General features: G+C 47.5%; 13 protein-coding genes. 9 read left to right on the plus strand and 4 right to left on the minus strand.

The window, feature by feature from the left end; genetic code table 11:
- Positions 1–4: 4 nt before the first annotated feature.
- The 8 genes from citC to J2Z34_RS07345 all read left to right on the plus strand — a co-directional run bounded on the left by citC (position 5) and on the right by J2Z34_RS07345 (position 8687).
- The gene (gene citC / locus J2Z34_RS07310; protein ID WP_209459214.1) at positions 5–1000 is read left to right on the plus strand and encodes a [citrate (pro-3S)-lyase] ligase; all 996 of its coding nucleotides are present in this window, start codon (positions 5–7) and stop codon (positions 998–1000) included.
- On the plus strand, positions 984–2234 hold the full coding sequence (citX, locus tag J2Z34_RS07315; protein ID WP_209459215.1) for a citrate lyase holo-[acyl-carrier protein] synthase: 1251 nt from the start codon (positions 984–986) through the stop codon (positions 2232–2234). The genes citC and citX overlap by 17 nt, the downstream gene beginning before the upstream one ends.
- The gene (gene citD / locus J2Z34_RS07320) at positions 2231–2500 is read left to right on the plus strand and encodes a citrate lyase acyl carrier protein (RefSeq protein WP_342453124.1); all 270 of its coding nucleotides are present in this window, start codon (positions 2231–2233) and stop codon (positions 2498–2500) included. Before citX ends, citD begins: the two co-directional genes overlap by 4 nt.
- The gene (locus J2Z34_RS07325) at positions 2493–3359 is read left to right on the plus strand and encodes an HpcH/HpaI aldolase/citrate lyase family protein (RefSeq protein ID WP_209459217.1); all 867 of its coding nucleotides are present in this window, start codon (positions 2493–2495) and stop codon (positions 3357–3359) included. Before citD ends, J2Z34_RS07325 begins: the two co-directional genes overlap by 8 nt.
- Positions 3341–4861 (plus strand): citrate lyase subunit alpha, encoded by a 1521-nt coding sequence (gene citF / locus J2Z34_RS07330; protein ID WP_245250552.1) that lies wholly within the window; start codon positions 3341–3343, stop codon positions 4859–4861. The genes J2Z34_RS07325 and citF overlap by 19 nt, the downstream gene beginning before the upstream one ends.
- Positions 4862–4912: 51 nt before the next feature.
- Positions 4913–6202 (plus strand): 2-hydroxycarboxylate transporter family protein, encoded by a 1290-nt coding sequence (locus tag J2Z34_RS07335; RefSeq protein ID WP_209459218.1) that lies wholly within the window; start codon positions 4913–4915, stop codon positions 6200–6202.
- A 207-nt stretch (positions 6203–6409) separates the two neighbouring features.
- Positions 6410–7960, plus strand: a complete 1551-nt coding sequence (gene istA / locus J2Z34_RS07340; RefSeq protein ID WP_209459219.1) for an IS21 family transposase — start codon at positions 6410–6412, stop codon at positions 7958–7960.
- Positions 7953–8687, plus strand: a complete 735-nt coding sequence (locus J2Z34_RS07345) for an ATP-binding protein (protein ID WP_209459220.1) — start codon at positions 7953–7955, stop codon at positions 8685–8687. Before istA ends, J2Z34_RS07345 begins: the two co-directional genes overlap by 8 nt.
- Positions 8688–8851: 164 nt before the next feature.
- Here J2Z34_RS07345 and J2Z34_RS07350 read toward each other — a convergent pair whose 3' ends face one another.
- The 3 genes from J2Z34_RS07350 to J2Z34_RS07360 form a co-directional block, all read right to left on the minus strand.
- Positions 8852–10456, minus strand: coding sequence for a gamma-glutamyltransferase family protein (locus J2Z34_RS07350; protein WP_209459263.1), 1605 nt, complete (start codon positions 10454–10456; stop codon positions 8852–8854).
- The gene (locus tag J2Z34_RS07355) at positions 10456–11214 is read right to left on the minus strand and encodes a gamma-glutamyl-gamma-aminobutyrate hydrolase family protein (RefSeq protein WP_209459221.1); all 759 of its coding nucleotides are present in this window, start codon (positions 11212–11214) and stop codon (positions 10456–10458) included. Before J2Z34_RS07355 ends, J2Z34_RS07350 begins: the two co-directional genes overlap by 1 nt.
- 101 nt (positions 11215–11315) lie before the next feature.
- On the minus strand, positions 11316–12539 hold the full coding sequence (locus J2Z34_RS07360; RefSeq protein ID WP_209459222.1) for a PucR family transcriptional regulator: 1224 nt from the start codon (positions 12537–12539) through the stop codon (positions 11316–11318).
- 205 nt (positions 12540–12744) lie between these two features.
- On the opposite strand from J2Z34_RS07360, the gene J2Z34_RS07365 reads away from it, so the two are divergent.
- Positions 12745–14658 carry an NAD(P)/FAD-dependent oxidoreductase gene (locus tag J2Z34_RS07365; protein ID WP_209459223.1) on the plus strand — a complete coding sequence of 638 codons (1914 nt, stop codon included), beginning with the start codon at positions 12745–12747 and terminating at the stop codon, positions 14656–14658.
- Positions 14659–14704: 46 nt separating this feature from the next.
- Here J2Z34_RS07365 and J2Z34_RS07370 read toward each other — a convergent pair whose 3' ends face one another.
- Positions 14705–18523, minus strand: coding sequence for a S8 family serine peptidase (locus J2Z34_RS07370; RefSeq protein WP_209459224.1), 3819 nt, complete (start codon positions 18521–18523; stop codon positions 14705–14707).
- Positions 18524–18590: the final 67 nt, after the last annotated feature.

Below are 18590 nucleotides of genomic sequence, written 5' to 3' on the forward strand. Positions count from 1 at the left end.
AGATATGATCCAATGTGCAGAACTGAACCTTTCAATTGAAAAGAACAAGGAAGCGGCCGCTTCCTTCCTCGAAGGCCATGGCCTCCGTATGGAAGAGCTTGAAAGGCTTTTTGTCCTCACGGATGAAAAGGACAAGTGGGTAGGCTGCGGCGGAAGGTACAGGAATGTGCTGAAGTGCTTTGCACTGGATGAAACAAGACGGAATGAGGCGTTACTTGATACTCTGGTTACAGCTCTCGTAACTGACAGCTACAGGCAGGGCTACGAGGACCTCTTCATCTACACAAAGTCCGGCTACGGGGAGATGTTCGCATCTTTCGGCTTCTCCCCTGTTGCCGATACCTGCAGCGTGGTGCTTCTTCACAGAGGTCCCAACACTGTCAGCAAGGTACTTGACAGGATGAAGGTTGAGATTTTGCCTTCTGACCTTGTCGGTGCCATAGTAGTAAATGCAAATCCGTTCACTAAGGGACACAGGTATCTGATCGAATCATCGAGCAGAAAGGTCGACAAGCTTCTTGTGTTCGTAGTCGAGAATGATGCTTCAAGATTTCCCTTTAAGGACAGGTACACTCTGGTAAAGGAAGGTGTAGCGGACCTTCTGAATGTCCATGTGTTCCCTTCCACCCAGTACATAATATCGAATGCCACATTCCCATCCTACTTCCTCAAGGAGACTAAGATGGCAGACGAGCAGCATGCGATACTGGATTCCAAGATATTCAAGGAGTATTTCGTTAAGCACTTCAACATCAGGAAAAGATTCCTTGGTGAAGAGCCTATCGACATGACTACCAATCTGTACAATTCAACCCTTCTGAAGGTCCTGCCGCCTGAATGCGAGGTAATAGTGATCCCAAGGAAGACCCTTAATGAAAAGGTCATAAGCGCTTCTACTGTCAGGCGCGAGCTTGACAATGGCAACTTCGATGCAATCAGGGAACTGGTGCCGGATGTAACCTACAGGTATCTGGAGGAGAACTATGGCAAGCATTCTTGACCTGAGAGAGAAAAGGGATGAGTACGAGAAGAATATAGCAAGTTCATCAGGTAAGACCCTTATTACTGTCAGGCCAAACTATCCTGGCAGTGACAAAAGAAATATTCATTCGAATTTCGTTTCATTCTCTTTAGCCTATGAAGTCGAAAGCGCCTTGGAAGCTGAAGCCATCCACAGAACCCATGATGAGGAAGGACTTATCCTCTTTCTTCTGTCAGACAGGAGCAAAGATGTAGTAAAAAGAACATGTGTCGATATCGAAGACAGCCATCCTCTCGGCAGACTTGCTGACATAGATGTAACGGATGATGAAGGCAGCCTCTCGAGAACAGACCTTGGACTCTTTCCAAGGAAGTGCTACATCTGCGAAGATTACGCCGCTGCCTGCACCAGGTCGGCAAGGCACGGATATAACGAAATAACGAAATTCTTCAGTCATACCGTAGAAAGGTATCTGACTGACGGTACGTTAGCTGCTGCAATCGAAAAACTGACCTCTTTTTCACTACTTGCTGAGCTCTGCAGGGAAACAGGCTTTGGCTGCGTCAATGTAGAATCAAATGGATCCCATAAGGATATGGATTTTTGGACATTCACAGGAAGCATACGGACAGTGTCTCAAGGTTTCGGTGAAATCACGTCCGTCGGTGCAAACGATTTCTATAATCTGAGGAAATTCGGTCTCGAGCTTGAGCAAAGGATGTTCAATGCAACAGGCGGCATCAATACCCACAAAGGCGCCATATTCATATATCTCCTCATGCTTCAGGGGCTGCTTGAAAGCAGCAGCTATGGGAATGTCAAAGAGGAGATAAAGAGGATTTCAAGGCCTGTACTTGAGGATTTCGGGGGTCAAAATGACTCTAACGGCCTCAGGGCTTACCGTCAGCACGGTATCCTTGGCATAAGGGGCGAGGCTGCTGGTGGATTTCCAAAGCTATTCGGAGACTACCTGAAGGTACTTGAGGAAGATTTCGACCTTACCAGGCTATCCCTTGCCGTGATGTCCGATGCCGATGATACCAATGTGATACACAGGGCCGGAATCGACAGCCTCAGGGAGCTGCAGTCAAAGTCAAGGCTTGCTCAAAGGGGTGCGATTGACACAGGAGCCCTTGAAAGCTGGTGCATTGATAAGAACATTTCAACAGGAGGAAGTGCAGACCTTGTGGGAGCCACAGTCTTTGCGCATCTTATAAAGAATAACTATAGAAAACTGAAAGGGGAGATATGATTTTGGAGATAGCAAAACAGGCTGTCTGCGGGACTCTTCAGTCCAACGACTGCTTCATAAGGCTCTATCCCCATGACGACGGGATAGACCTCGACATTAAAAGCTCTGTCATGGCCCAGTTCGGAAAACAGATAGAAAAGGTAGCAAGGGAAACCCTTGCTGAAATGGGAGTGACATCCTGCAGGCTTTTCCTTGAAGACAAGGGAGCGCTTGACTACACCATAAGAGCGAGAGTGGAAACGGCGGTGAAGAGAGCCAATGAGTAGAAGAAGTCTGCTTTTCATGCCGGGCAACAATCCAGGCATGCTGACTTCCGGCGATGTGCTGGGAGCAGATACTGTAATACTTGACCTTGAAGATGCGGTATCCCTTGATGAGAAGGATGCTGCAAGGATACTTGTAAGGGAAGCACTCGATTTCCTTAAGTTCACACACAGCGAGGTGGCAGTGAGAGTAAATCCTCTGGACTCACCCTACTGGCTTCATGACCTTGAAACAGTCATACCATCGCTACCTGATGCAATTGTCATACCCAAGGCAAGTGTGGAATCAGTGACGACAATGTCAAAAGAAATCGAAAGGATCAAGGCGGAGAGTGGTCTTAAGAAAGATATAAGCCTTCTTCTCATCATTGAGACCGCCATGGGTCTTGTGGACATCAGGAACATCGCTGCAAGCTCGCCTCAGATAAAGGCTCTGCTGCTTGGAGCTGAAGACCTGTCAAGCGACCTTGCCATCAAAAGGACCAAAGGCAACAAGGAAATCGAATATGCAAGGTTTGTTGTAGCTACTACAGCAAAGGCATTCAGGATGGATGCCATCGATACTCCTTATACGGATATCGATGATGTCGAAGGTCTTGCAGGAGATACGGCATTCGCCAAATCAATAGGCTTCACAGGAAGGCTTGCAATAAACCCAAGACAGGTTGAAACAATACTTGAGGTGTTCTCCCCTACAGAGGAGGAGATAGAGGAAGCGCAGGCGATACTCACTGAAGCTGCGGATGCAAAGGCCAGGGGCCTTGGAGTATTCAGCTACAGGGGCAAGATGGTTGACATGCCTGTAATAAAAAGAGCGGAGACCCTGATGGAATCCGCAAGGAAATGGGGGCTTGTGAAATGAGGAACTCCATTGGAAGAGAAGGCCTTGAGAACCCATTTTTGGGCGCCTTCGCAAATGTAAAGGAAAGCATATACAAGCCGGTCAAGACTGACCTTTCAAGACATCCCGAACGAGACTTAAGCCTTGATGAGATCATTGATAATCTTGGCATTAAGGATGGAATGACTCTTAGCTTCCATCATCACCTTAGGAACGGTGACTTTGTCCTTGACATGGTGATGAGGAGGATTCAGGCAAGAGGAATAAAGAACCTTACAATAGCTGCGACATCCACATTCCCCTGCCACAAGTGCCTGGTCGATATGTTCGAAGATGGTACTGTCACAAAGGTCATTACAGCATATCTGCAGGGACCTGTTGCAAAAGCCATAAGCGAAGGCAAATGCAGGGATATCTGTGTAGTATGCACTCATGGCGGAAGACCCAGGTCAATACTTGAAGGTGAGCTTAAGATCGACGTTGCTTTCATAGCGGCTCCTGGAGTTGACAAGGATGGAAACCTTACTGGATCTGACGGACCTTCAGCATGCGGCATACTTGGATACGCTGTGGCAGATGCCCAGATGGCAGACAAGGTGGTTGCAGTAACTGACTACACTGCTGATGTCGTTAACAAGCCTGAGATACCACACCATCTGGTGGACTATGTCGTAAATGTCGATTCCATAGGAGACCCAAAAGGGATAGTAAGCGGATCGACTGTAATAACGAAAGATCCGGTTGGACTGAAGATTGCAAGGGACTGTGCGACTCTCATTGCGCATTCAGGCCTTCTGAAGGACGGCTTCAGCTTCCAGACAGGAGCAGGCGGAATATCGCTTGCTGTCGCGAATGAAGTCAAGAAGCTCATGAAGAAGGGAAATATTAAAGGAAGCTTCGCTTCTGGAGGAACTACCGATTATCTGGTTCAGATGCTTGCTGAAGGGTATTTCGAGAATCTGTATGACGTTCAATGCTTCAATCTTGATGCAGTCGAATCCGTCAAGGTCAGGGACAATCATATCAAGATAGATGCCAACAAATATGCAAACATCAACAATCCTGACAACGTGGTAAATAAGCTTGATGTGGTAATCCTTGGAGCAAGTGAGATCGACCTGGACTACAACGTAAACGTCACAACCGGAACAGACGGCATAATCCTCGGAGGCTCAGGAGGCCACGCGGATACCGCTGCTGGCGCAAAGCTTGCGATAATAGTGTCGAAGCTGATGAACGCCAGGCTTTCCTGTCTGGTGGACAAGGTCACTACAGTCACTACTCCTGGAGAAACAATAGACATCCTTGTCACAGACAGGGGTATTGCCATAAATCCGAAGCATCATGAGCTTATAGAAAAGCTCAAATCTGAAACAAACCTTGAAATCCTTACTATAGGCGAGCTTAAGGAAATTGCGGATGGCCTCACAGGTATACCGGAGAAGCTCGAAACCAGCGACAGGATTGTCGCTGTCAGCGAATACAGGGATGGAACTATCCTTGACGTGCTCTACATGGTCTGACCGGGAAGCTTTTAGCTTACCGCAAGATAAATATTTTATTGGAGGGAAAAAATGAAAGACTACAAAATCATGGGCATCAGCCTGCCGCTCTACTTAGTATTACTCGCAATCCTAATCGTAGCCATCGTAATGGACATTCTTCCTGCAGGAATGATCGGTGCATTCGCATTCATGATGATCGTCGGAGCTTTGCTTGACGTCATAGGAAACAACACTCCGATCGTTAAGACATTCTTCGGCGGCGGCCCGATTGTTATCATCTTCGGATCTGCTGCACTCGCTTACTACAATATTCTTCCGGAATCGGTGGTAAAGAACGTCAATACCTTCATGAAGGGCGGCGGATTCCTCGATTTCTACATCGCAGCACTTATAACAGGATCAATACTTGGAATGAACAAGAAGCTTCTCATAAAGGCTTCGCTCAGATACTTCCCGACCATAATCGGCGGAGTAGTCGTATCCCTTGCATTCGTTGCGCTCGGTGGGCTTCTGTTCGGCCAGGCACCAGGAGAATCCATAGCTTACATCGGAATCCCAATAATGGGAGGCGGAATGGGAGCAGGTGCGGTTCCAATATCGCAGGTATTTGCAAACGGACTTGGAATCCCAGCTGAACAGATACTCTCAAAGCTCGTTCCAGCAGTAGCTCTTGGAAATGCAATGGCTATAGTTGCAGGCGGACTTCTTGACAAGCTTGGCAAGGCAAGGCCTGAGCTTACCGGAAACGGAAAGCTCATGGAAGTTGGAGATGAGGAGCTCCACGAGAAGGAAGATCAAAACGAAAAGCTTGAGCTCTCAGACTATGGAGTAGGCATAGCAATAGCATGCGTATTCTTTGTATTCGGAGTAATAGTTGCAAGCCTCTTCAAGAAGGTTACCGGAGTAGACATACACTCATATGCATGGATGATAATATCTGTTGCAGTAGCAAAGGCACTTAACCTTCTTCCAAGGAAGTTTGAGAAGGCTTGTGCAACCTGGTACAACTTCGTTGCAAAGAACTGGACAGCTGCACTGCTCATGGGTATAGGCATAGCCTACACCGACCTTGGACAGGTACTTGCAGCCATGACACCGCTCTACATATTCCTCTGCTTCCTTGTAGTCCTTGGAGCAGTAATCGGAACTATGATAGTCGGAAAGCTCATGGGCTTCTATCCTATAGAAGCTGCATTGACTGCCGGCCTCTGCATGGCTAACATGGGTGGAACCGGAGACGTTGCAGTTCTTACAGCCGCTCACAGGATGGAGCTTATGCCATTCGCACAGATATCCTCAAGGCTTGGTGGAGCATTCATCATTCTCCTCGCAACACTGATAGCCCCGATGGTATTCTAAACCAGATAATTCAAAGGCATGGATCGCATGATCCATGCCTTTTGCGAAATGCGGCGATTGGGAGCCAGTAACGCGGAGGCTTAGAGCCACTTGCGCGCAATATAAGAACCATCTAACACGCAACTACAGAGCCAATAATATATTCCTGCTGTAATATAAAATTAGTGCATTCTTGCATTAATTTTATTTTTTTAGGAGGAAAAACGCATGTCAGACAACATCACTATCGTCAAGGCCGTCTATAGCGGCCTTAGCCAACGTCAGGTTGCTGCGACCCACAAGGTATCCAGAAATACCATTGCTCTGCTCTTACGTCATGCGAGAGACCAAGGATGGCTCACTCTTGAAGATCTTAAACCACTGGATGAAGCCCATTTCACAATGAATCTGCCTACCATAGCCACTCAAGGCAGAGATTCAACCTTTAAGATGCCAGACTACGAATATGTCCACTCGGAACTGGCTAAACCCTATGTCACACTCAAACTACTTTGGGAAGAATACGTGAAATCATGTCAGGATAACGGGGACAGATTCTACATGGAGACCCAGTTCAGACGCTATTACCATAAGTATGCCAGGATCAACAAGGCTACGATAAGACTTGACCACAAGCCAGCCTTGTCTATGGAGGTAGATTGGGCTGGCACCAGAATCGGCTACTACGACAATGATCTTGAAGAAATGAGTGAAGCCTCGTTATTCGTTTCTGTTTTGCCATGTAGCCAGTTAGTTTATGCTGAGCCCTTCAGGGACGAAAAGCTACCATCCTGGATTGCTGGTCACATCAATGCATTCAGATACATTGGGGGAGTCCCCAAAACTCTCATTCCAGACAATTTGAAGAGTGGCGTTACGCATGCGAACTTCTATGAGCCGGTACTTAATAAGACGTACAACGATATGGCGGATTATTATGGCACGGTCATTTTGCCGGCGCGTGTTCGGAAACCTCGTGATAAGAGCTCAGGGGAAAATACGGTATTGATTGCATCCAGAAGAATTCTGGCAAAGCTTAGGAATGTACAGATTCTCTCATTTTCCGAGTTGCAAAAGAAAGTCAAGACAGCGCTTGAGCAAGTTAACGAAACACCTTTGACAGGAAAAAGCGAGAGCCGTTGGACAGCTTACCAGGCTGAGGAAAAAGAATACATGCTCCCGCTTCCCAAACACCCATATGAATTGGCTCAATGGGGAAAAGCCAAAGTCCAACCTAATTGCCACATCGCCTACCAGCGTAAATTCTACTCCGTTCCATTTGAGCATTTGGGCGAGGAAGTAGATGTAAGGGCAACTCAATCGACGATAGAAATATTCTACCACCACCAGCGCATCTCGTCACACAAACGATTGTTGGGAAAGGCAACTTATTCCACAATCAAAGAACACATGCCTCCCGATAAGATATTCTTCACCGACTGGAACAAAGACCGTTTCCTCCAGTGGAGTCAATCGATAGGTCCAGCCACAGGTAAAGTCATAGAACTGATCATAGAAAGATCTGTAATAGAGCAACAAGCTTATCGCTCATGTTTTGGTGTTTTGAGCCTCAAAGACAAGTATACTGAGCTGCGTCTTGAGAGGGCTTGTTCCACGATTCTGTCTCTTACATCAAACCCTACATATCAGCAAATTAAAAACATGCTTGAAAAAGAAAGCAAGGAATCGGCTATTGTAAAGGATGATACGCCAACAGATAAGGGTCCACAAGGCTTTAGGCGTGGTGCAGAATATTTTGGAGGTGACGATAATGCTTAATCAGGAAATGTTGAACAAACTTAGGCATATGAAAATGACTGGGATTGCAGAAGCGCTTGAGCAACAAGAACAAGATCCGGGATACGAAGAATTGAGTTTCCAGGAAAGGCTCAATCTTCTGGTTGACTGGGAATATAGCAAGCGTCAGCACAATCGCCTCCAGCTATTAATCAGCCAGGCGAAATTCCAGAATCCCGACGCCTGTGTTGAGGATATCAACTATGCAATAGACCGTAAGCTGGATCGCAACTTGATCCTCGAACTGGCCTCATGCAACTACATACCACATGGTCAGAACATCGTAATAGTTGGTGCGACGGGTGCTGGGAAATCTTATATTGCACAAGCCCTTGGTCAAGCTGCTTGCCGCAGGCTCATTTCTACCAAATACATCCAGTTGCCTGACCTGCTTGAAGAGCTAAGGATAGCCAAAGATAAGGGACCCGATGTATTCACCAGATTAAGAAAGCAATACGTGAAATGTGGTCTCCTTATTATCGACGAATGGCTCCTATTCCCGATATGCATTGAAGATACTGAGAATCTCCTTTCCATCATTGACCGCCGCAAGAATCTTCGTCCTACTATTGTAGTCTCCCAACTAGAACCTGCTGAGTGGTTGGATCAGATTCCTGTTCACCTTGCCGCAGAATCAATCACCGACAGAGTATCAACAAAGGCGCATAGAATTACGATAAAGGGTACCAAGTCAATGAGGTCAATATAGTAAATTTTGAAAGCCACCCTTCGGGGTGGCTCTCGCGCTTCGCGCCACTGGCTCTGCATTCTGCGCGTTAATGGCTCTTTGACTGCGTACATATGGCTCTATTAAAACGCTGTACGCACCTTTTGCATTCAATTATTTTCACTGTGCCTGTCTTTATAATCCTGTTACCATGCAGCTATGCATCCATCTGCCCTCATCTCCGTTCCGCCGCAGAGGACTCCAGAGTCATTCCTCCATATTATCTCCCCTCTTCCGAAGGTTGAATTGTCCTTGGCTATCTCGATCTCATGGCCTCGTGATATGAGATCTGAAACCATCTCTTCCGGGAACGTATCTTCTACGAGCAGCTTCTTTCCTTCAACCCATTGCCATCTCGGAGCATCAAGCGCATCCTGCGGATTCATATGCCAGTCGATGGAGTTCATCAGGACCTGAAGGTGGCCCTGCGGCTGCATGTATGCTCCCATTACGCCGAATGGTCCTACTGCCTTTCCGCCTTTTGTGACGAATCCGGGTATTATCGTATGGTACGGCTTCTTTGACGGACCAACCTCATTTGGGTGACCCTTCTCCATGCTGAAGCCAAGTCCCCTGTTATGAAGGGCTATCCCGGTACCTGGCACCACAAGCCCTGACCCGAAGCCCATATAGTTACTCTGGATCATGGATACCATGTTGCCTTCTCCATCAGCAGTCGCAAGGTAAACAGTACCTCCCGGAGGCAGCTTCCCTGGTTTAGGCATGATTGCTTTCTCCGTTATCAGCTTTCTTCTTATCTTGGCATACTCATCAGACAGGTAGTTCTTAATATCTGACCTCATGTGCATCGGATCCGCAATCTCCGCCAGCCCATCTGAAAAGGCAAGCTTAAGGGCTTCAACCTGCTTGTGGAAGAATGCAGAGTCTCTGGTTTCAAGCTCAAAGCCCTTCATAATGTTAAGCGCCATGAGTGCAATTGCACCCTGATTGTTTGGAGGGAGCTCCCATATGTCATATCCTCTGTATCCGACCGAAATTGGCTCCACCCATTCTGCTTTGAAAGCAGCCATGTCTTCTTTCCTTATTAATCCGTTGTATTTTCTTGAGTATTCATCTATCTTTCCTGCAATTTCACCTTCATAGAAATCCCGTGCTGAGGTATTGGCAATTTTCTCCAGTGTCCTAGCATGGTCTTCTGACCTGAATTTCTCACCTGCTTCTGGTGCTTTGCCGTTTGGGGCGAAGGTCTCGAACCAGTGTTTGAATTCCTCTCCCTTCAGCAAGCCTGTGTAGCTATCAAATGCCTTTTTCCAGTTTCTAGCCACCACAGGACTCACTGGATAGCCATCCCTTGCATAGGATATCGCAGGCTCCAATGCTTCAAAAAGAGACAGATTGCCGAACCTTTCTGAAAGCGCTGCCCAGCCTCCAGGAGCACCTGGAACTGTTACTGGAATGAAGCCATGCTTAGGGAGAGTGCTTAAGCCATTTTGATCAAGCTTCTCCCTTGTCAGAGTCTTTGGTGACCTGCCACAGGAATTCATTCCATGCAGCCTGCCATTTATCCAGACTATCGCAAAATTGTCTCCTCCTATCCCATTGGAGGTCGGTTCCACGACTGTAAGAGCTGCAGCTGTGGCTATGGCAGCATCAACAGCATTGCCGCCCTTCTTTAGGATATCAAGTCCTGCCTGTGCTGCAAGCGGCTGGCTTGTCGCTATCATGCCATTCCTAGCATAGACCACGTTCCTTCTGGAATTGAACTGATAGAAGTCAGGGTCAAATTTCATCATTTCATCACCCTCCTCGCCTCTGTCACAAATCTCCTGAATAGTTCAAGAGCCCATACCTCTTCATCCACCATAGCCTCAGGATGGCATTGGATTCCTACGACAAATGGCTTCTCTTCCATCTCTGAGGAATGGGGCCATTCCATCTCTATGGCTTCAATAACGCCATCCTTGCTTATCGCGGACACGATGAATCCAGGCGCTGTGTGCTTCACTGACTGATGATGAAAGGAGTTGACCTTTTGATCCCTTGCCATGATCTCTGAGAGTATCGTATTTTCATTGACCAAAAGACTATGGGATGGGAATCTGCCGTCAGTCTTCTGATCGTGGCAGAGTCTGCTTCCGTTTGCGTATGAGAGGTCCTGGTGGAGTGTTCCTCCGAGCGATGCATTCAGTATCTGCGCACCTCTGCATATGCCAAGGATAGGTTTCCCGCATTTCATCGCCTCTTCAATCAGCAGGCTTTCAAACCTGTCCCTTATTGGAAGCGTTTCCTGCAGCATAGGCAAGGGCTCTTCGCCATAAGTCCCAGGGTCCACATCATGGCCCCCGGTCAGAAGAAGTCCATCAGTCAGCTCCATGATTATCCTTGCAGACTCCTCATCTTCTGTTACCGGAAGTATTATAGCTATCCCTCCAGCCTTCTCTACTGAATGGATATAGTCCTGTGGCACGCTGGACTTAATATCACCAAGCGGCCCCCCCCTGCTTACATCAATTCCTCCTGAAATTCCTATGACAGGCTTGCTTCGCATATTACACCCCTCCTCCGACGTAGAAAATAAATTTTGTTCTAAGCTGATAAGCAAATTATACCATTAAAAGATATACACTGGATATTATCTGGCATGTTCAACTATCCTATCAGATGGAAGCTGATGAGAAGATGAGTGCAGGTGTTGACATCTTCAAGGTCTATTCCTGCTATCTGCCTTATCCGCTCGAGCCTGTAAAGCAAAGTATTCCTGTGGATGTTCATGGTCCTGCAGGTCCTTGAGCTGTCCTTCATCTGCTTCAGGTAGTTTCTTAATGTGGACAGATATTCGGTATCGTTTGTCTTGTCAGAAGCTGCCAGCTTGAATATTGCTGGATGCACAGAATTCACTTCACTTATACCAGCACGAATTTTAGAGAATATATCCTCAAGCACGGTATCTGAATAAAAGGCGGATGCTCCTGCGTTCTCAATTGATTCAAGCAGCTCTCCTGCCCTTCTTGACTGGTATATGTATGGACCTATTTCCAGGATGCTCTCGAACCTCCCGCTTATGCCTACCTGAAGCTTCAGGTCAGAGAGAATGGGCTTCAGGATATCAAGTAGGTTCTTGTCCGACTCTGCTTGATCAGGTCTCATGTCCTGCCTTGAAAGAAGTATGTTGATCGCACCATCGGCTGCAATGGCATAGGAGCCTTTAAGTCTCTTCTCGATCTGGCTGCTAATATACTTGATAAGTGCAGACTCGTAGACATTTCCTGTTGGCTTCGCACAGATCATCCTGTAACCGCCGGGAATTGTCATTCCGGCATGCCTCTGCCATTCCTCAAGCTCTTCCATTGTCTTTATCCTGCAATGATACACTTCAGAAAGGAATACGTTCCGGAGAGGATGTACCTCGGCTGGAAAGCTCATCCTTCTTCTGAACTCTATGGCAAATGCCTTCATCAGTATGTCTCCTGCCTTTATATCCTCGTCCGGGATCCCTTCAGGATAAAGTATTCCTATGTATCCTGCAATCTCCCCGCCTACCCTTACTCCACCCATTATCCTGGGAAGCTGCTCAACCATACCCCAGTCGACTTGTATGGACCCTTCAGATTCCCTGTTGGCCTTTACGTACTCAAACTTGTTGAAGTTCCAGACCATCTGAGCAGGAACCAGCTTTTCCTTAAGAAGTGTATCCCATATGTAGTCACCTATAGGCTCTTGTGGCACCTGCACAACAACATTGTATTCTACGTCTATCAGAACAATGGGGTGCCTGATGATTCTGTAGGCAGCCTCTGCAATTTCCCTGAAGCTGCCGCTTGATGCAGCATCCAGAAGTGTTATGTACAGCTCCTCATAATCCTTTGCATTCATGCGTTATAGCCTCCTGATATATCAAAGCATTTGCAATTCGCCCGGTTTTACCTTCATCATATCACAGAATTTTCCCTTTGTGCATATGCACAATTGTGCGTGCGCACTTTCTCAAGACTGCACATTGTAAACGGTATTAGGGAACATTATGATGTAGGTATGTTGGTTAGTTAATTATCAAACTTAATTAAAAGGAGTGAACAATGTGCTGAAACTATTCGAAAAAGCTGCTATCGGAAACATGAAGCTTAGGAACAGGATTGTAATGGCGCCTATGGGTACGACTGCTGATGTTGACGGAGGCTATAACCAGAGGTCCATAGACTACTTCGTGGAGAGGGCCAAAGGCGGTGCCGGTCTCATCATAACAGGAGCCAATATAGTTGCTACAAAGTATGAGGACAGGCCCTGCAATCAGCTGGATAATTTCCACCAGGTTGACAGGCTTGGAATCCTTGTTGACAAGGTACATCAGCATGGCGCTAAGATCGCCATACAGATTACACCCGGTCTTGGCAGGATGGTCTTCACAGATCCGTTCACTCCACCCTACTCTGCAAGCGAAGTGGAATCCTTCTGGTTCCCTGGACTCAAATGCAAGCAGCTGTCCGTTGATGACATAAAGTACCTTGTACAGCGCATGGGATGGGGTGCATACCTCGCCAAGGCTTCAGGTGCTGACGCTGTCGAGCTCCATGCATATGGCGGATACCTGATGGACCAGTTCCATTCCAGCCAGTGGAACATAAGGACTGATGAATATGGCGGATCACTTGAGAACAGGATGAGGTTCACAACCGAGATAATCGCTGAAGTTAAGAAGAACTGCGGTCAGGACTTCCCGGTACTTGTCAAATACACCCCATACCATGGAGTACCTGGAGGCAGGGAGCTTGCAGAAGGACTTGAAATGGCCAAGATACTTGAGAAGGCCGGGGTTTCCGGAATACATGTAGATGTAGGCTGCTACGAGGCATGGTATAAGGCTATTTCCACTGTCTACCAGGAGGAAGGCCATCAGGTACCTGTATTCTCAGAAGTAAAGAAGGTCGTAAGCGTGCCTGTAATCGGACAGGGAAAGCTCTTTGACCCTGAATATGCGGAATCAGTCCTCAAGGACAACAAGACCGATTTCGTGGCTCTCGGACACCAGATGCTGGCAGACCCTTACTGGCCAAAGAAGGTCAAGGAAGGCCACACCTATGACATAATCCCCTGCATAGGCTGCAACGAGTGCCTTTATGCCGGTTTTGCAGGCAAGTGCTGGTCATGCTCAGTCAACCCGCATACCTACCATGAGACGGACTATCCACTTACAAAGACTGGCGAAAAGAAGTCTGTGCTTGTAATAGGTGGTGGCCCTGGCGGAATGGAGGCTGCGATTACTGCAAAGGAAAGAGGATACGATGCCGAGCTTTGGGAGAAGTCGTCAGTACTCGGTGGAACGCTGCTTGCTGCAGGAGCTCCGGAATTCAAGAAGGATGTCATGAAGCTCGTTACCTATCTTGAGAACAAGACCTTCAGGTCAGGTGTTGAGGTCAAGTTCATGAAGGAAGCGACTCCTGAGGAGATCATTTCAAGGAACTTCGACAAGGTAATAGTGGCCACTGGATCAAGACCTCTCATGCCTCCAATACCTGGTATAGGCAGCAAGAACGTCAGGACGTCCACAGAGGTGCTTCTGGGTGCTCCGACGGGTAAGAACGTCGTCGTAATCGGAGGCGGCCTGGTAGGCTGTGAGACCGCTGCAGACATAGCATCAAGGGCAGAGAAGGTAACAATAGTAGAAATACTTGATGATGTTCTTCTAACCGCAAACCACTGCAAGAACAATGACCAGGCTCTGAGGGACATGATTGCGGACCTCAAGCTGGATATCGTGGCTGGTGCAAGGGTTACAAAGATAGATGAGACAGGTGTTGCATACACCAAGGATGGTGCAGAAGGCTTCATCCCCTGTGACACTGTAGTCATAGCCGCAGGATACTCATCCAACAATGAGCTTGCAGAGGCACTCGAAGACAAGGTCAAGGACCTGAGTGTTGTAGGTGACGCAAGCTCGCCAAGGAAGATCATGACCGCAGTCCATGAAGGCTATCATGCCATAAGACTGATGTAAAAAAATGAGGCTGCTGCAAGATAATTGCAGCAGCCTTGTATTCATTCTAGTTTCTGGTTATTGTAAGTACCTGTGTTGTGACATTCCCTGCCTCATCCTCCGCTTCGATGACTATAAGATTCTCTCCCATCTGAAGCTCGACTATCTCATCAAGCTCAAATGAGGCTGGGGGAAGGTCATCGAAGTAGGACCAGTCAGGTGCGATGTTTGTGAGTATGTTCTGGTTAAGCCTAACTTTCATGCTTGGCAGGTTGTCTGTCACAAGAGCCCTTACATTAACGCTGGACTCTGAAGTTTCCTGCGGCAATCCTTCAAGCATGATTACAGGACTTGCTGTATCGACGAATATCTTGTGCGCATAGGCAAGATAATTGCCTGCCATGTCACGAGCTTCTATGTTCATCGTGTGGTACCCATCGGTAAAGGTCTTAGGTACCGAGAAATCCCACAATCCGGTCTTGTTGTTCCAGGTAAGCTCAGCCTCTACTCCGTCAATCTTAAGGTACTCTACAGGGGATTCATCTGATACTGTTCCCTGGACCGCAAGAGTTCCCATATTGTAGATTCCGAAGAATTCAGGATAGAGCACTCTTGCTACTGGTGCTGTTGCATCTCCGGCAATTATGTCCTTTGGCTCCTGGATCGGTGTCGGAACTACAGGCTCTTCAGGTTTTATTGGATCTGCGGGTTTGCCTGATTTCAAAATGTCGCTTAATGGATAATAGGTCATGTTTTCTGCAAAGTCAGTCACAATCGCATAGGCCTTTGATGTGAAGCTTGCTGAACTCAGGTCGAATACGCCCGTAGTGTTCATCATCGGCTCTTTGCCATCCTCATAGATCTGGTAGCCTGATATCCCGCTGAAGCTGTCACTTGCCGTTATGGTGAGTACCTTTGTACCCTTGTCGTACTGTACTCCGCTTATGACTGGCCTTGTGATATCCACCTTTACAGGGAACACAACTGTCTGCCAGTCTGCTCCTCCAAAATCCACCACCGACTTTATCTCATAGTAGTACTGGCCCTCTGGTACGAGGGCATTGTTTGCCGTACCGTCCCATAACCAGTCGAGGCTCACAGTATACATCGGATTGTATCCTGAATCATAGAAGTTCTTTCTTATGAATTCATCCATGTGCAGGCTTCTTATCCTTGTCCTGTCTGAGTCGAGGATGTTGACCTCGAAGTCCCTTGCGTTCCTCAGGAATGAAAGCAGAGGAACGGTATTGTCCGCTATCCCGTTTCCATCAGGTGAGAATGCTATGTTGTCCATACTTACGTTTCCATCTGCATCCATGCCCTGGAAATACAGGTTGTCTGTCGGTGCATGGTACCAGGTCATTGAGGTTATACCATAGTACGACCTGTCCTCGTATATGGACTTGTCTACTACAGGTGCCTTGTCCCAGTCTCCATAGAACCCTACATAAGGTATGCTTAGCTCTGGGTTGATGTCCTTAGGGTCTTCAAATACCACGAACCCTTCGATGTACGTTCCGTTAGGGAATATGGCTGGTAACGGTGCGTTGTATGCCCAGTCCACAGCTTTGCTCAGGTCTATGGTTACTATTACCTCAATTGATCCATTGGCAGGCACCGTGACCCTGGTCTTGCTGAAGCTTATAGGGAACTTGCCTGACCAATAGCCGTTTGGCCCGTTCTGTTTAATGGTACTGGCAATATAAACGCCTTGCGATTCCAGGTAGTTGTAACCGTCGATGACAAGGTCTGTCTGTACAGTACCTTTGACATTGTATGTCACTTGCTTGTCGCTGAAGTTATCAACCTTCACGACAAAAGATTTCTTGCTGCCTATCTGTCCTAGTGCGGCCTTGCTTTCCCCTGACGACTTCTCGTACGCAACTGCAGGTGTTGTAGTTGCTGCATACAGGTCCATTACTCCTGCTCCCTGTCTTCTCGGGGAGGTGAAGTTATAGGCTGTCAGGCCATAGTAGTCGTTGTACAGTCCTGTATCGTGATGTGCTGCCGCAGTGCTCAGGATGAGATTCTTTGCGAAGATTGCCTTGTCGTCACCTTCAAGGTCACTCAGATCCTCTACCCTTTGCAGTACAAGCGCTGAACCACCAGCGACATGCGGCGCGGCCATTGAGGTTCCGCTCATGCTCTGGTAGTCATCCCCTTGGGCTGTTGACCATATGTTTCCGCCTGGAGCGGTGACTTCTGGTTTGAAGTCCAGGTTTGGTGTCGTGCCCCATGATGAGAAGTCGGAAATGTTTCCCGCTTCAGGATTCATGGCTTTTGCAAGGTCACCATTGAACTCAACCGTGTTTGTTCCTTCCAGGATCTTTTCCATAAGTCGGACTCCGTCTGAGTGTCCTATGAATACTGCAGGTATGCTGCCACCCTCCGGATACATCATGTTTATGAGCTCTTCTCCGCCTGCCTCATGGTTGTATACTATGACGCCTGCAGCTCCTGCATTCTGTGCATTCATGATCTTATCTACGAATGCAAGCTCGCCTCTCTGTATGAGAGCTATCTTTCCAGTGAAGTCCTGTCCTGTAAAGTCGGTCGGATAACCCAGCCCTGCTGCAAGGTATGTGACCGGCCCTTCAAACACATCTATCGGGTCAGTCGGACCTGCTGACATATAAGGAGCGAATGTCTCAACCCCTCCATACATGTACGTCAGTGCCTTGGCTGAAATGTATGTATTCTCTATTGATGCTACCTGTATTGATTCAGCAGCAAGTCCTGGTGCTCCTACAACTCCTATGTCAGGATTGGATGCATATGGAAGGTCGTAGCCCTCGCTGAACTGGCCTGCATTACCTGCTGAGATTGCACATACAATGCCATTCTCAACAGCTCTCCATACAGCAACCTGCTCAAGGTCATCCTCCTGAACAAATGCAGCTGTCGATCCCAGACTCATGTTTATGACGTCAGCACCAAGTGCAATTGAGTCATCAATGGCCTTGATTATTACATCACCGAACGTTGAAGGCATCTCAGGATTGTTTCCGAATACCTTCATTGCCAGAAGCTGTGCTTCTGGAGCTACTCCCTTTATTCCGCCGTTTTCCTCGTCACCGTTTGCCGCCGCTATCCCCGCGACGTGCATCCCATGCTCCGAAGCATCCGGTCCCAGGTCAAGAATCTCCTGGTTCTCGTCCATATAGTTGTATCCATATGGTACCTTTACCGTCCTGTAGGTCCCAGGCAGTTCTCCAAATCCAGTATCCATGATCTTCACACTCAACGGATCTGTGATTACAAAATCCTTATGTGTTGGATCTATGCCAGTATCGATTATGGAAATGACCATGCCTGATCCGTCGTAGCCGGTATTTTCCCAGGTCTCTATTGCATTTACGATATCTTTGCTCGAAGTCATATCTGGTTCTGGTCTCTCATACTCATTTGCAATTGATACCGATAAGACTCCTGCAAGGCTTGAGATCTTCTTGGCATTTCCGAAGGTAGTTTCAATACTGACACCGTTTACAACGTTCACAAAATTTTTCAGGTCCTTATATCCTATCCCTTTTGCCCTAAGCTCTGCCTTCAAGGCCTTCTGCTCTGCCAAAAGCGCTTTCCTGATACTCTGAACCTGATTCTTGTCGAGGTCGGTTACCTTGACCCCTTTTTCTGTTGCATAGCTGATTACAGGTTTACCTTTAAGCTCCACAATCAACCTTACATTATCGCTATCCTTATATACATCCGCTGCATCTTTCAACGAAACGTTCTTTCCGATCACCTTTTCAACCGCTGTTTTAGATGATTCCAACGCCTTGAAGTTCCTTGGTCCAGCCGCATCAGCCTTGAGTGAAAATCCAGTTGCAGTAAAGAGGAATGCTGCGATCAACATGAGTGCCACGCTCTTAGTGTACCTTCTCATAGTATCTCCCCTCTCACTGAAAAAAACATTCAGAAAAAATCAACTGGGAAATCCCAACCGATAATTT

It is taken from the genome of Youngiibacter multivorans (assembly GCF_017873395.1).
In the GTDB taxonomy this organism is placed as follows: domain Bacteria; phylum Bacillota; class Clostridia; order Clostridiales; family Clostridiaceae; genus Youngiibacter; species Youngiibacter multivorans.